Consider the following 14,968-nt stretch of genomic DNA (forward strand, 5'->3'; position numbering starts at 1 on the left):
GTGCGGCGTGGCACGACGTGCCCGCGTTGACGCCGAGCTGGTCCGGCGGGGCCTGGCGCGATCACGTCAACAGGCCGCGGAGTTGATCGGCGCCGGCAAGGTGCGCATCGACGGGCTGCCGGCGGTCAAGCCGGCCACCGCCGTGTCCGACACCACCGCGCTGACCGTGGTGACCGACAGTGAACGCGCCTGGGTATCGCGCGGAGCGCACAAACTAGTCGGTGCGCTGGAGGCGTTCGCGATCGCGGTGGCGGGCCGGCGCTGTCTGGACGCGGGCGCATCGACCGGTGGGTTCACCGAAGTACTGCTGGACCGTGGTGCCGCCCACGTGGTGGCCGCCGATGTCGGATACGGCCAGCTGGCGTGGTCGCTGCGCAACGATCCTCGGGTGGTGGTCCTCGAGCGGACCAACGCACGTGGCCTCACACCGGAGGCGATCGGCGGTCGCGTCGACCTGGTAGTGGCCGACCTGTCGTTCATCTCGTTGGCTACCGTGTTGCCCGCGCTGGTTGGATGCGCTTCGCGCGACGCCGATATCGTTCCACTGGTGAAGCCGCAGTTTGAGGTGGGGAAAGGTCAGGTCGGCCCCGGTGGGGTGGTCCATGACCCGCAGTTGCGTGCGCGGTCGGTGCTCGCGGTCGCGCGGCGGGCACAGGAGCTGGGCTGGCACAGCGTCGGCGTCAAGGCCAGCCCGCTGCCGGGCCCATCGGGCAATGTCGAGTACTTCCTGTGGTTGCGCACGCAGACCGACCGGGCATTGTCGGCCAAGGGATTGGAGGATGCGGTGCACCGTGCGATTAGCGAGGGCCCGTAGTGACCGCTCATCGCAGTGTTCTGCTGGTCGTCCACACCGGGCGCGACGAAGCCACCGAGACCGCACGGCGCGTAGAAAAAGTATTGGGCGACAATAAAATTGCGCTTCGCGTGCTCTCTGCCGAAGCAGTCGACCGAGGGTCGTTGCATCTGGCTCCTGACGACATGCGGGCCATGGGCGTCGAGATCGAGGTGGTTGACGCGGACCAGCACGCAGCCGACGGCTGCGAACTGGTGCTGGTTTTGGGCGGCGATGGCACCTTTTTGCGGGCAGCCGAGCTGGCCCGCAACGCCAGCATTCCGGTGTTGGGCGTCAATCTGGGCCGCATCGGCTTTTTGGCCGAGGCCGAGGCGGAGGCAATCGACGCGGTGCTCGAGCATGTTGTCGCACAGGATTACCGGGTGGAAGACCGCTTGACTCTGGATGTCGTGGTGCGCCAGGGCGGGCGCATCGTCAACCGGGGTTGGGCGCTCAACGAAGTCAGTCTGGAAAAGGGCCCGAGGCTCGGCGTGCTTGGGGTGGTCGTGGAAATTGACGGTCGGCCGGTGTCGGCGTTTGGCTGCGACGGGGTGTTGGTGTCCACGCCGACCGGATCAACCGCCTATGCATTCTCGGCGGGAGGCCCGGTGCTGTGGCCCGACCTCGAAGCGATCCTGGTGGTCCCCAACAACGCTCACGCGCTGTTTGGCCGGCCGATGGTCACCAGCCCCGAAGCCACCATCGCCATCGAAATAGAGGCCGACGGGCATGACGCCTTGGTGTTCTGCGACGGTCGCCGCGAAATGCTGATACCGGCCGGCAGCAGACTCGAGGTCACCCGCTGTGTCACGTCCGTCAAATGGGCACGGCTGGACAGTGCGCCATTCACCGACCGGCTGGTGCGCAAGTTCCGGTTGCCGGTGACCGGTTGGCGCGGAAAGTAGCGGCGCGCCGAAGGTGTTGACTGAATTACGGATCGAGTCGCTGGGCGCCATCAGCGTTGCCACCGCTGAGTTCGATCGCGGCTTTACCGTGCTGACCGGGGAGACCGGCACCGGCAAGACCATGGTGGTGACCGGGCTGCACCTACTTGGTGGTGCCCGGGCCGATGCAACTCGCGTTCGGTCCGGTGCTGACCGTGCCGTTGTCGAAGGGCGTTTTACTACAACCGATCTCGACGACGCGACCGTCGCGGGGCTGCAGGCGGTTCTCGACTCGTCGGGGGCCGAGCGCGACGAGGACGGCAGCGTGATCGCGTTGCGCTCGATCAGTCGCGATGGACCGTCGCGCGCCTACCTCGGCGGCCGCGGTGTACCCGCCAAATCGTTGAGCGGTTTCACGAACGAGCTGCTTACTCTGCACGGGCAGAACGACCAGCTGCGGTTGATGCGCCCTGACGAACAACGTGGTGCACTGGACCGCTTTGCGGCCGCTGGCGAAGCCGTCCAGCGTTACCGCAAGCTGCGGGATGCCTGGCTAACGGCCCGACGCGACCTCGTCGACCGTCGCAACCGGGCCCGGGAACTAGCGCAAGAGGCCGATCGGCTGAAATTCGCGCTCAACGAGATCGACACCGTCGACCCGCAGCCGGGGGAGGACGTGGCGTTGGTCGCCGACATCGCCCGGCTTTCCGAACTGGACACCCTGCGGGAGGCCGCGACTACTGCACGCGCGACGTTGTGCGGGACACCAGACGCGGACGCATTCGACCGCGGCGCCGTCGACAGCCTCGGGCGGGCACGTGCGGCACTGCAATCCAGCGATGATGCCGCGTTGCGGGGGTTGGCCGAACAGGTCGGTGAGGCGTTGACGGTGGTCGTCGATGCGGTCGCCGAGCTCGGCGCCTACCTGGACGAGCTGCCCGCCGACGCCAGCGCGCTGGACGCCAAGCTGGCGCGCCAAGCCCAGCTGCGAACGTTAACCCGCAAGTACGCCGCCGACATCGATGGCGTGCTCCGGTGGGCGGATGAGGCGAGGGCAAGGCTGGCTCAACTCGACGTCTCCGAAGAAGGGCTGGCAGCGCTGGAACGCCGTACCGGTGAGCTCGCCCACGAATTAGGCCAAGCCGCAGTTGATCTCAGCACGATCCGGCGGAAGGCGGCCAAGCGGCTGGCCAAGGAGGTCAGCGCGGAGCTGTCCGCCCTGGCGATGGCCGATGCCGAATTCACCATCGGTGTGACCACAGAGCTGGCCGACCACGGCGATCCCGTCGCCTTGGCCCTGGCGTCGGGCGAATTGGCCCGGGCCGGTGCCGATGGCGTCGATGCGGTCGAGTTCGGTTTCGTCGCACACCGGGGGATGACAGTGCTGCCGCTGGCCAAGAGCGCATCCGGCGGCGAACTGTCCCGGGTGATGTTGTCCCTGGAGGTGGTGCTGGCTACTTCGCGAAAACAAGCGGCTGGCACCACGATGGTGTTCGACGAGATCGACGCCGGCGTCGGCGGCTGGGCTGCGGTACAGATCGGGCGGCGGCTGGCGCGGTTGGCTCGCACCCACCAGGTCATCGTGGTCACCCATCTGCCGCAGGTCGCCGCCTATGCCGATGTGCACTTGATGGTGCAGCGCACCGGGCGCGACGGTGCCAGCGGTGTGCGGCGCCTGACCAGCGAGGATCGGGTGGCCGAGCTGGCACGGATGCTGGCCGGGCTTGGTGATTCCGACAGTGGTCGCGCGCACGCGCGGGAGTTACTCGAGACCGCGCAGAACGACGAGCTCACCTAGCAAGGCTGTGACTGAAGTGATGTCATATAACTTGTGAGGCTAATGTTACGGCGCGCCTCCACGCACCTGCCCAGCTTCACCGCCAGAATCCCCCCATGAGGATGTCAGCGCTTCTGTCCCGTAACACCTCCCGGCCGGGCCTGATCGGCATCGCCCGGGTCGACCGGAATATCGACCGATTGCTGCGTAGGGTCTGTCCCGGCGACATTGTGGTTCTCGACGTCCTGGATCTGGACCGCATCACCGCCGATGCACTGGTGGAAGCGGAGATCGCCGCCGTGGTAAACGCATCGTCGTCTGTCTCGGGCCGCTATCCGAACCTCGGTCCAGAGGTGTTGGTCACCAACGGTGTCACGCTGATCGACGAGACCGGACCGGAGATTTTCAAAAAGGTCAAAGACGGTGCCAAGGTTCGCTTGTATGAAGGCGGGGTGTACGCCGGCGACCGCCGGCTGATCCGCGGTACCGAGCGTACGGATCATGACATCGCCGACCTGATGCGGGAGGCCAAGAGCGGGTTGGTCGCCCACTTGGAGGCGTTCGCCGGCAACACAATTGAGTTCATCCGCAGTGAAAGCCCGCTATTGATCGACGGCATCGGGATTCCCGATGTCGACGTCGATCTGCGGCGTCGGCACGTGGTGATCGTCGCCGACGAACCCAGCGGACCCGATGACCTGAAGTCCCTCAAGCCGTTCATCAAGGAGTACCAACCGGTGCTGGTTGGTGTGGGCGCCGGCGCGGACGTGTTGCGCAAGGCGGGGTATCGCCCGCAGCTCATCGTCGGCGACCCTGACCAAATCAGCACCGAGGTGCTCAAGTGCGGTGCCCAGGTGGTGTTGCCCGCCGACGCCGATGGACACGCGCCGGGCCTGGAGCGAATCCAGGATCTCGGTGTCGGCGCCATGACATTCCCGGCCGCGGGCTCGGCGACGGATCTGGCCTTGTTGCTGGCCGACCATCATGGCGCGGCGCTACTCGTCACCGCCGGCCACGCTGCCAACATCGAGACGTTCTTCGACCGCACGCGTGTGCAAAGCAACCCTTCGACCTTCCTCACCAGACTCCGGGTAGGGGAGAAGTTGGTGGACGCCAAGGCGGTGGCCACGCTCTACCGCAACCACATCTCGGGCGGCGCCATCGCATTGCTGGCACTGACCATGCTGATCGCCATCATCGTGGCACTGTGGGTATCCCGCACCGACGGCGTGGTCCTGCATTGGATCATCGACTACTGGAACCGATTCTCACTTTGGGTGCAGCACTTGGTCTCCTAGGTTTTCTTGGACGGTGGGTTCATGATCTCGTTGCGTCAACATGCGGTCTCACTGGCTGCGGTCTTCCTGGCGCTGGCCATGGGCGTAGTGTTGGGTTCCGGCTTTTTCTCCGATACTTTGCTGTCCAGCTTGCGTAGCGAGAAGCGGGACCTCTACACGCAGATCGACCGACTCACCGATCAGCGGGATGCACTTCGCGAAAAGCTCAGCGCGGCAGACAATTTCGATATCCAAGTAGGCAGCCGAATAGTGCACGACGCGCTAGTCGGCAAGTCGGTGGTCATCTTCCGCACCCCGGATGCCCACGACGACGATATCGCTGCGGTGTCGAAGATCGTGGGACAGGCCGGCGGTGCGGTCACCGCAACGGTCTCATTGACCCAGGAGTTCGTCGAAGCCAACTCCGCCGAGAAACTGCGCTCAGTGGTGAACTCGTCCATTCTGCCGGCCGGTAGCCAGTTGAGCACCAAACTCGTTGACCAAGGTTCCCAAGCCGGCGACCTGCTCGGCATCGCCTTGCTGAGCAACGCCGACCCGGCGGCGCCGACTGTCGAGCAGGCGCAGCGGGACACTGTGCTGGCGGCACTGCGCGAAACCGGCTTCATCACCTATCAGCCCCGCGACCGCATTGGGACGGCAAACGCCGCGGTGGTGGTCACCGGCGGAGCGCTCTCTACAGACGCCGGCAACCAGGGGGTCAGCGTGGCTCGGTTCGCCGCGGCGCTGGCGCCGCGCGGGTCTGGCACGCTGCTTGCCGGCCGGGACGGTTCGGCGAACCGACCCGCCGCCGTCGCCGTGACCCGCGCCGATGCCGACATGGCGGCCGAAATCAGCACCGTTGACGACATCGACGCCGAGCCCGGACGAATCACCGTGATCCTTGCCCTGCATGACCTGATCAACGGAGGCCACGTGGGGCACTACGGCACCGGTCACGGGGCGATGTCAGTCACGGTTTCCCAGTAGGCCCGCGTTAGGGCGTGTTCCCCGCGGTGAGGCGCCGTGGATGTTAGGGTGGGTTTCCGTGGGTCGGCAGGCCCAGCAAGGCCAGAGAAATCTTGGCAGCGTCAAGAACAGCCCTGCCCGTCTTCACGGAGGTCGCTCAGTGCGAAAGCACCCGCAAACCGCTACCAAGCACCTCTTCGTCAGCGGCGGCGTTGCTTCCTCGCTCGGCAAGGGACTGACCGCCAGCAGCCTAGGGCAATTGTTGACGGCTCGTGGGTTACACGTCACGATGCAAAAGCTCGACCCGTACCTCAACGTCGACCCGGGTACCATGAACCCGTTCCAGCACGGCGAGGTCTTCGTGACCGAGGACGGTGCCGAAACCGATCTCGACGTCGGCCACTACGAACGGTTCCTCGATCGCAATTTGCCCGGCTCAGCGAATGTGACTACCGGGCAGGTGTATTCAACGGTGATCGCGAAGGAGCGCCGCGGCGAATACCTGGGCGACACCGTGCAGGTGATCCCCCATATCACCGACGAGATAAAACGGCGCATCCTGGCGATGGCCCAACCGGACGCCGACGGTAACCGCCCGGACGTGGTCATCACCGAAATCGGGGGCACTGTCGGCGATATCGAGTCACAGCCCTTCCTGGAGGCAGCGCGGCAAGTCCGGCACTATCTCGGCCGGGAGGACGTGTTTTTTCTGCACGTGTCGCTGGTGCCCTACCTGGCGCCGTCGGGTGAGCTCAAAACCAAGCCAACACAGCACTCGGTGGCCGCACTGCGCAGCATTGGGATTACCCCGGACGCGTTGATCCTGCGCTGCGACCGCGACGTTCCCGAAGCGCTGAAAAACAAGATTGCGTTGATGTGTGACGTCGATATCGACGGCGTTATCTCCACCCCGGACGCGCCCTCCATCTACGACATACCCAAGGTATTGCACCGCGAGGAGCTCGATGCGTTCGTGGTGCGCCGACTCAATCTGCCGTTCCGCGACGTCGATTGGACCGAATGGGACGACCTGCTGCGCCGGGTTCACGAACCACATGAGACAGTGCGAATTGCTTTGGTGGGCAAGTACGTCGAATTATCCGACGCTTACCTCTCGGTTGCCGAGGCATTGCGTGCCGGCGGATTCAAGCACCGGGCCAAGGTCGAGATCTGTTGGGTGGCATCCGACGGTTGTGAAACGACCAGTGGTGCCGCGGCGGCGCTCGGCGATGTGCATGGGGTGCTCATTCCGGGCGGATTCGGCATCAGGGGCATCGAGGGCAAGATCGGCGCCATTGCATACGCGCGGGCGCGCGGGTTGCCGGTGTTGGGGCTGTGCCTCGGTTTGCAGTGCATTGTGATCGAGGCCGCGCGATCGGTCGGTCTCACCAACGCCAATTCGGCCGAATTTGATCCCGACACACCAGATCCCGTTATCGCCACGATGCCCGATCAAGAAGAAATCGTGGCCGGCGAGGCGGATCTGGGCGGTACCATGCGTCTCGGGTCCTACCCCGCCGTGTTGGAGCCGGATTCGGTTGTTGCCCAGGCATACCAAACTACCCAGGTGTCCGAGCGGCATCGCCACCGGTACGAGGTCAACAACGCGTACCGAGACAAGATCGCCGAAAGCGGCCTGAGGTTTTCCGGGACGTCACCTGACGGACACTTGGTAGAGTTCGTCGAGTATCCGCCGGATCGGCATCCGTTCGTTGTCGGCACCCAGGCCCACCCCGAGTTGAAGAGCCGACCCACCCGGCCGCACCCACTGTTTGTCGCATTCGTCGGGGCAGCCATCGATTACAAGGCGGGTGAGTTGCTGCCTGTCGAGATCCCCGAGATCCCCGAGCACACACCCAACGGTAGCTCCCATCGGGACGGCGTGGGCCAGCCGCTACCGGAACCTGCGTCTCGTGGCTGAGCATGATTTCGAGACGATATCGTCGGAAACCTTGCATACGGGAGCCATTTTCGCATTACGTCGGGACCAGGTGCGGATGCCTGGTGGGGGTATTGTGACGCGTGAGGTCGTCGAGCACTTCGGTGCCGTAGCCATTGTGGCGATGGACGACAACGGCAACATCCCGATGGTTTATCAGTACCGCCACACCTATGGTCGGCGGCTTTGGGAACTGCCCGCGGGGTTGCTCGACGTCGCTGGGGAGCCACCTCATCTCACGGCCGCCCGGGAGCTGCGGGAGGAGGTCGGGCTGCAAGCCAGCACCTGGCAGGTGCTGGTCGATCTGGACACCGCGCCGGGCTTCAGCGACGAATCGGTGCGGGTCTATCTGGCCACCGGACTGCGCGAGGTGGGCCGGCCCGAAGCCCATCACGAAGAAGCCGACATGACGATGGGGTGGTATCCCATTGCCGAAGCGGCTCGCCGGGTGCTGCGTGGCGAAATCGTCAATTCCATTGCCATTGCCGGTGTTTTGGCCGTGCACGCGGTGACGACCGGGTTCGCCCAGCCACGCCCACTCGATACCGAATGGATCGACAGGCCAACGGCGTTCGCCGCGCGGAGAGCCGAGCGATGAAGACGCTGGCACTGCAATTGCAGGGCTACCTCGACCATCTGACGATCGAACGAGGTGTCGCGGCAAACACATTGAGCTCCTACCGACGTGATCTGCGCCGCTACTCCAAGCACCTGGAAGAACGAGGGATTACCGATCTGGCCAAGGTCGGCGAGCACGACGTCAGCGAGTTCCTGGTGGCATTGCGGCGCGGGGATCCTGATTCCGGCACGGCGGCGTTGTCCGCGGTGTCGGCGGCACGGGCGCTGATCGCGGTGCGCGGGCTGCATCGCTTCGCTGCCGCAGAAGGGCTGGCCGAACTGGACGTGGCGCGCGCCGTCCGGCCACCGACGCCGAGCCGGCGATTGCCTAAGAGCCTGACAATCGACGAGGTGCTATCGCTGCTCGAAGGTGCGGGCGGCGATAAACCGTCCGACGGCCCGCTGACGCTGCGAAACCGTGCGGTGCTGGAACTGCTGTACTCGACCGGGGCGCGGATCTCCGAAGCCGTCGGCCTTGACCTCGACGACATCGACACCCACGCCAGATCGGTGTTGTTGCGCGGCAAGGGTGGTAAGCAGCGGCTGGTTCCGGTGGGACGCCCGGCAGTGCACGCGCTGGACGCCTATCTGGTGCGGGGACGGCCCGACTTAGCGCGGCGGGGCCGCGGAACGGCGGCGATCTTTCTCAACGCGCGCGGCGGCCGGTTGTCACGGCAAAGCGCGTGGCAGGTTCTGCAGGACGCGGCCGAGCGTGCCGGCATCACCGCCGGTGTTTCGCCGCATATGTTGAGGCATTCGTTCGCCACGCATCTGCTGGAGGGTGGCGCCGATGTCCGGGTGGTGCAGGAATTGCTGGGGCACGCCTCGGTGACCACGACGCAGATCTATACCCTGGTCACCGTCCATGCACTGCGCGAGGTGTGGGCGGGAGCTCACCCGCGGGCACGCTAAGCGATGACCGTCACTAGCGGTAGCGGTTGCTGGTCACTTGGCTCGCCCGCGACACAGAGGTTGCGCCTCTCGCTCATGGATCGTCTTCGTCGCTGTCGTGCAGGAGTTTTTCGGGGTGAAAGTAACTGTTGGTGCGGGGTTGTCCATGGTCGAGGTGGGCTGGGGGAAGCCATTCGGTGGTGCCGTCTTTGCGTTTGCGGGTGATCCAGCCCCCGGTGGTGGCCAGTTGGTGGTGGGGGCCGCAGCCCTGGGTGAGTTCGTTGATGTCGGTTTCTTGGCATTGGGCGAGTAAGCGTCCCGCAGCGTGGTGGGTTTAGGGGTTGTTGCGGAGTGGCTCCGATGAGGTAGGGGCCGTCGGCGAGATCGTCGGTGTGTACCGCCAAGCACGCACCGAAGGAGATCCCGCCGATGGCCTTGCCACAGTCTGCCCTGTCCGAGTTGCTCGACGCGTTCCGCACTGGTGATGGCGTCGACTTGATCCGTGATGCCGTCCGTCTGGTGTTGCAGGAACTCATCGAGCTCGAAGCCACTGAACGGATCGGCGCTGCCCGTTATGAACGCAGCGACACTCGGGTGACCGATCGCAACGGTGCCCGATCGCGGGTGCTGTCCACGCAGGCCGGTGACGTGGAACTGCGAATCCCTAAGCTGCGCAAGGGCTCTTTCTTCCCGGCGATCCTCGAGCCGCGCCGGCGGATCGATCAGGCCTTGTACGCGGTGGTGATGGAGGCCTACGTGCACGGTATCTCTACCCGTGCGGTCGACGACCTGGTCGAGGCGATGGGTGTGGAGACCGGCATCTCCAAATCCGAGGTGTCGCGGATCTGTGCCGGACTCGACGAGATCGTCGGCGCGTTCCGCACCCGCACGCTCGGGCACATCGAGTTCCCCTACGTCTACCTCGACGCCACCTATCTCAACGTGCGCAACGGTACTGGCCAGGTGGTGTCGATGGCCGTCATCGTTGCCAGCGGCATCGCCGCCGACGGGTCACGCGAGATCCTCGGCCTCGACGTCGGCGACAGCGAGGATGAGACCTTCTGGCGCGGGTTCCTGACCTCGCTCAAGGGGCGCGGCCTCGGTGGTGTCCGGCTGGTGATCAGTGACCAGCACGCCGGGCTGGTGAAGGCGTTGAAGCGCTGTTTCCAGGGCGCTGGGCATCAGCGCTGTCGGGTGCACTTCGCGCGCAATCTGCTCGCCCACGTGCCCAAGGACAAGGCCGACATGGTCGCCAGCATGTTTCGAATGATTTTCTCGGCACCCGACGCCGAGGCGGTGCACGCGACCTGGGAGGAGGTCCGTGATCGCCTCGCCGCGTCGTTTCCCAAGATCGGCCCGCTGATGGACGACGCCAGGGCAGAAGTATTGGCGTTCACCGCATTTCCCAAGGCGCACTGGCAAAAGATCTGGTCGACCAATCCATTGGAGCGCATCAATAAGGAGATCAAGCGACGCTCCCGCGTCGTGGGGATCTTCCCGAATCCTGCAGCCGTGATCCGCCTTGTGGGCGCCGTCCTGGCCGACATGCACGACGAATGGCAGGCCAGCGAGCGCCGCTACCTCTCCGAGGCCTCTATGGCGTTGCTCTACCCCGATAGCGATAATGCTGTGGTCGCCGCAATCAGCGGCGGCCAGTAGGCACCGACGAACTCAACGTCGAAGCCCACCACTCCGCGGGACTCTGCCTTGGGCGAAGTCCGTCACATGATGCACCTCGGTGAGATAGCCCGGTACGTCGCAGTTGGGGAACGAGCAGCCGCGGTCCTTGGCGTAGAGGACGATTCGCTGTCCGGGTGAGGCTAGCCGCTTGGTGTGATAGAGGGCCAGCTCGCGGCCGTGGTCGAAGATACGTAGGTAGTGGTTGGCGTGGCTGGCCAGCCGGATCACGTCGCTCATGGGCAGCAGGGTGCCGCCGCCGGTCAGCGCGTGGCCGGCGCGTGATTGCAGTTCGGTCAGGCTGGTGGACACGATGATGGCCGCGGGTAGCCCGTTGTGTTGGCCCAGCTCCCCCGAGCACAGCAGGGCCCGCAGCGCGGCCAGCAGGCCGTCGTGGTGGCGTTGGCCGGCGCTGCGGGTGTCGGCCTCGATCGCGGCCTGTGACGGGGTGCCGGCCAGGCAGGGGGTGTCATCGGCGGGGTTGGCCATGCCGGGGGCGGCCAGCTTGGCCAACACGGCGTCGACGGTGGCGCGGGCTTCGGGGGTCAGGTAGCCGCTGATCGCCGACATGCCGTCGGGGCCTTGGTTGCCCAGGATGATGCTGCGGCGGCGGGCGCGGTCGGTGTCGTTGTAGTTGCCGTCGGGGTTCAAACAGTCGGCGAGTTTGGTGGCTAGTTTGTGTAGTTGGTCGGGGCGAAACCGGCCGCCTAGGGTGGCCAGCTCGGCTTCGGCTTTCTCCCGGGTGGGTAGGTCCACATGGTGGGGTAGCTGGTGCAGGAAGCAGCGGATGACCTGCACGTGGGCGGGGCCGAGGTGGCCGGCGCGTTGGGCGGCGGCGGTGGCGGTCAGCAACGGGGGCAGGGGTTGGCCGGTTAGCGTGCGGCGTGGGCCCAGGTCGGCGGCTTCATGGATGCGTCGGGATGCTTCGCCGCGGCTGATGTGTAGCCGTTCGGCCAGGGCGAAGGGTAGTTTGCCGCCCAGTTCGGTTTGGTCGGTTTGGTCGGCGAGTTTGTTGATGAAGGGGTGTTCGGCGGCGGGTAGGCGCCGACGGATCTTTTCGCAGCGCTGCAGCATTGCCAGGCATTCCGGGATGGTCAGGTCGTCAGGGGAGACCTTCAGGACCCGGTTAAGGGCGGTGTCGAGGTTGTCGAACGCGGCGACGGCCTCCTCCCGGCTACTCGAATACATGTTCGAATACTATCACGGTTAGCCGGCCGATGCCATGCTGATTGTGGGTTAATCCAATGTGGTGCAGTTGAATTCAGGAGCATCGCCAGCCGCGAGGCCACGCCTATTCGGCGAGCATAATGGTCGGCTCGGAGACATCCAGCAACATGAGGCGATGAAGACATCACGTGCGATGGGTGGTCACGGTGGTCAGCTCTGACGCGCTGTTTCGCGTAGTCGACGGCGTGCAGGTAGCCCCGGCCTTGACACGTTCCGGCCCGCTCAAGCGAGTAGTCCGCGGATGTCGTCGACGGTGGGTACGGAGCCGAAGGCGTTGCCGTCGTCGACGACGCTGGCGAATAGGTTTGAGGTCCAGCCCGAAGCCGCGGGCTTGAGGCTGATGAGGAAAACCGGCGCGTTGCGCTCGTTGAACTGCTGGATCACATTGGGGCGTCATCGAGGTCGATCGACGGATACATCAGGGAATGCATGGCCGCACCGTATCGACTCGGTCTGACAGCCATCCGCAGCCACACCGCAACCGCACGCGATGACCAATCGACGACTAACCGTCGACTAACCCAGGTATTCGGACTCCAATACCAAGTCGGGCACCAGGGTCTGGTATTCGAGGTGCGTCTTGTGCTCAATGGTGTTCCATGACATGCCTTGTTGCCGGCGCATATATGCACGGTACTTCGGCGCGCCGGGCACCCTGACATTGTCGGCAACCACGATCGAGCCCGGGTGCAACCAGCCCCGGTCTAGGATGCTCTGCAGATCGGGCAGGTAAGCCTTCTTGTCATGGTCGAGGAACACAAAATCGAGTGTGCCAGTTGCGAATCCGTGCTCGGTTAGCGCGTCCAGGGTGCGCCCACCGTCGTCGATGGTGCCGACCACGCACACCACCCTGTCATCGACGCCGGCATGCGCCCATATTCGCCGGGCGTTGCTGGCGTTGGCTTCGGCGAGTTCGACGGAGTACACCCTGGCCTCCGGAGCGGCCCGGGCGATCCGCAGCGCGCCGTAGCCGAGGTAGGTGCCCAACTCCAGCGCCAATGCCGGGTCGGCGCGCCGAACCGCCGCGTCGAGCAGCGTCCCTTTCTCGTCACCGACGTTGATGAGCATCGACTTCTCATAGGCGAACTTGTCGATGGTGGCCAGCACGTCGTCGATGTTGCCGGCCCCGGCGTGGGCGAGGACATAGTCGACGGCCGCCGCTTCGCGTCCATCACCGATCTGGCCCGTCGTGGTGATATTGCGGATCCCGGCCGCCATCCGCCAGACCGACCACCGCAACGGGGCAATGCGCGCTTTGCGAATCATCGCTCGCTAGCTTACGCACAGATTTCGCGGACCTGCGGGCACCTGGTTCACCTGCTGACACTGGCTCGACGACGACCGCACTTCGGAGTTTGGGCCGCGCGTGGATTTTCATTGCAAGCCTGGCCATACCGCGGCCGAGCTGCTGACGAACCCCGACGACCTGGCAGTGAAAACCAAAGCTGCGGCGGCTCTGCCGGCGCTGGGTGACGAGCCAACCCATGGCGAGCAGCACGAACCATAGCGGGAACCACGCCAACGCGGTTGCGGTTTCGGTTTCGGTGGTAAGTGTCCAGATCACGAACGCGAAAAACACCAGCACGGCCCAGCACATCACCACGCCACCGGGCATCTTGTACACCGAGTCGGTGTGACGCTGTGGGTGTCGGCGACGGTAGACGAGGTAGCTGATGATGATCATTGCCCACACAAACATGAACAGCAGGGATGAGACCGTCGTGACGAGTGTGAACGCCCCAATCACCGACCGACCGGCATAGAGCAGCGGGATGGAGGTCAGCAGTAGCGGAGCCGTCAGCAGCAGGGCGGGTGCGGGCACGCCGCCGCGATTGAGTTGGTGGAAAGCGGCCGGAGCGTGGCCTTCGTCGGCGAGGCCGAAAAGCATTCGCCCGGTGGAGAAGAAGCCGGAGTTCGCTGACGAGGCCGCTGCGGTGACCACGACGAAGTTGACGACCGACGCCGCAGCGGCAAGTCCGGCTAGGGAGAACATCGTCACAAACGGGGACTCGCCACTGGCGAACTGCCGCCACGGCACGACGGCCAGGATCGCCAGCAGGGCACCGATGTAGAACACCGCGACCCGCAACGGCACGGCATTGATCGCGCGGGGAAGGGTGCGGCGCGGGTCCGCTGTCTCAGCCGCGGCGGTGCCAACGAGCTCCACACCGATGTATGCGAAAAACGCGATCTGAAAGCCACTGACCACGCCCAGGAAACCCGTTGGGAAGAACCCGTTGTCGTTCCACAGGTTCTCGATGGTCGCGTGCACACCATGAGGGGAGACGAAGTTGGTTGCCACCAGGATCGCGCCGACGGCGATGAGGCACACGATGGCAGCGACCTTGATCAATGCGAACCAAAACTCCAGCTCCCCGAAGTGGCGGACGCTGAACAAATTGACAGCGAGAATCAGGGCGACCGTGACCAGGGCCGGGACCCAGATTGGCAAGCCGGGCCACCAAAACCTGGCATAGCCGGTGATCGCGACGAGGTCTGCGATCCCGGTGACCACCCATGCGAACCAGTACGACCACCCCACGAAAAAGCCCGCCGCCGGGCCCAGGAGGTCGGCGGCGAAGTCAACGAACGACTTGTAGTTCAGGTTCGACAGCAGCAGCTCGCCCATTGCGCGCAACACAAAAAACACAAAAAACCCAATGATCCCGTAGACCACCATGACCGCCGGACCGGCGAGCGAGATCGTTCGCCCAGATCCCATGAATAGGCCGGTGCCGATCGCGCCTCCAATCGCGATCAACTGAATATGGCGGTTGGCAAGGTCCCGACGCAGGTGCGGCTGGGTGTCTGTCGGGTCGGCAGCCGCGATATCGTCCGGCATATATGGCGTCCTCAAGTTCTGGGGTAGGGAAGGCCTCG

The 14,968-nt window shown here is 64.9% G+C and carries 12 protein-coding genes and 2 pseudogenes; 9 read left to right on the plus strand and 5 right to left on the minus strand.

All coding sequences use genetic code 11. The annotated features are described in order from the left end of the window. Window positions 1-7 precede the first annotated feature (7 nt). The 8 genes from tlyA (at window position 8) to xerD (ending at window position 9,205) form a co-directional block, all read left to right on the plus strand. Complete coding sequence (gene tlyA, locus MCAN_RS08915) at window positions 8-814, plus strand: 16S/23S rRNA (cytidine-2'-O)-methyltransferase TlyA (protein ID WP_003408382.1); 807 nt, start codon at window positions 8-10, stop codon at window positions 812-814. Then, window positions 814-1,737 carry an NAD kinase gene (locus MCAN_RS08920; protein ID WP_003408383.1) on the plus strand — a complete coding sequence of 308 codons (924 nt, stop codon included), beginning with the start codon at window positions 814-816 and terminating at the stop codon, window positions 1,735-1,737. The genes tlyA and MCAN_RS08920 overlap by 1 nt, the downstream gene beginning before the upstream one ends. Window positions 1,738-1,750: 13 nt before the next feature. Further along, a complete protein-coding gene (recN, locus tag MCAN_RS08925; protein ID WP_003408385.1) occupies window positions 1,751-3,514 on the plus strand; it encodes a DNA repair protein RecN in 1,764 nt (587 codons plus the stop codon). Between the two features lie 95 nt (window positions 3,515-3,609). Beyond that, window positions 3,610-4,791 carry a putative cytokinetic ring protein SteA gene (gene steA / locus MCAN_RS08930; protein ID WP_014000882.1) on the plus strand — a complete coding sequence of 394 codons (1,182 nt, stop codon included), beginning with the start codon at window positions 3,610-3,612 and terminating at the stop codon, window positions 4,789-4,791. Between the two features lie 21 nt (window positions 4,792-4,812). After that, complete coding sequence (gene mctB, locus MCAN_RS08935) at window positions 4,813-5,757, plus strand: copper transporter MctB (protein ID WP_014000883.1); 945 nt, start codon at window positions 4,813-4,815, stop codon at window positions 5,755-5,757. A gap of 139 nt (window positions 5,758-5,896) precedes the next feature. After that, window positions 5,897-7,657, plus strand: a complete 1,761-nt coding sequence (locus MCAN_RS08940; RefSeq protein WP_003408396.1) for a CTP synthase — start codon at window positions 5,897-5,899, stop codon at window positions 7,655-7,657. Beyond that, complete coding sequence (locus tag MCAN_RS08945) at window positions 7,650-8,273, plus strand: ADP-ribose diphosphatase (protein WP_003408399.1); 624 nt, start codon at window positions 7,650-7,652, stop codon at window positions 8,271-8,273. Before MCAN_RS08940 ends, MCAN_RS08945 begins: the two co-directional genes overlap by 8 nt. Next, window positions 8,270-9,205: a site-specific tyrosine recombinase XerD gene (gene xerD / locus MCAN_RS08950; RefSeq protein ID WP_003408401.1), complete on the plus strand. Its 936-nt coding sequence runs from the start codon at window positions 8,270-8,272 to the stop codon at window positions 9,203-9,205. The genes MCAN_RS08945 and xerD overlap by 4 nt, the downstream gene beginning before the upstream one ends. 73 nt (window positions 9,206-9,278) lie before the next feature. Here xerD and MCAN_RS21340 read toward each other — a convergent pair. Next, window positions 9,279-9,494 (minus strand): annotated as a pseudogene (locus tag MCAN_RS21340) (HNH endonuclease signature motif containing protein); the annotation flags it as partial. Window positions 9,495-9,613: 119 nt separating this feature from the next. On the opposite strand from MCAN_RS21340, the gene MCAN_RS08960 reads away from it, so the two are divergent. After that, entirely contained in the window at window positions 9,614-10,843 is a 1,230-nt protein-coding gene (locus MCAN_RS08960) for an IS256-like element IS1553 family transposase (RefSeq protein WP_014000877.1), read from the plus strand. Between the two features lie 48 nt (window positions 10,844-10,891). Here the strand turns inward: MCAN_RS08960 and MCAN_RS08965 are convergent. From MCAN_RS08965 to MCAN_RS08975, 4 genes and pseudogenes are all read right to left on the minus strand, one after another. Further along, window positions 10,892-12,049: pseudogene (locus MCAN_RS08965) on the minus strand (HNH endonuclease signature motif containing protein); the annotation flags it as partial. 261 nt (window positions 12,050-12,310) lie between these two features. After that, window positions 12,311-12,472 (minus strand): hypothetical protein, encoded by a 162-nt coding sequence (locus MCAN_RS22940; protein ID WP_009939761.1) that lies wholly within the window; start codon window positions 12,470-12,472, stop codon window positions 12,311-12,313. Between the two features lie 132 nt (window positions 12,473-12,604). Then, window positions 12,605-13,354 carry an O-methyltransferase gene (locus tag MCAN_RS08970; protein ID WP_041180074.1) on the minus strand — a complete coding sequence of 250 codons (750 nt, stop codon included), beginning with the start codon at window positions 13,352-13,354 and terminating at the stop codon, window positions 12,605-12,607. Further along, window positions 13,260-14,930: an amino acid permease gene (locus tag MCAN_RS08975; RefSeq protein WP_014000886.1), complete on the minus strand. Its 1,671-nt coding sequence runs from the start codon at window positions 14,928-14,930 to the stop codon at window positions 13,260-13,262. The genes MCAN_RS08970 and MCAN_RS08975 overlap by 95 nt, the downstream gene beginning before the upstream one ends. Window positions 14,931-14,968: the final 38 nt, after the last annotated feature.

It is taken from the genome of Mycobacterium canetti CIPT 140010059, assembly GCF_000253375.1.
GTDB lineage: Bacteria > Actinomycetota > Actinomycetes > Mycobacteriales > Mycobacteriaceae > Mycobacterium > Mycobacterium tuberculosis.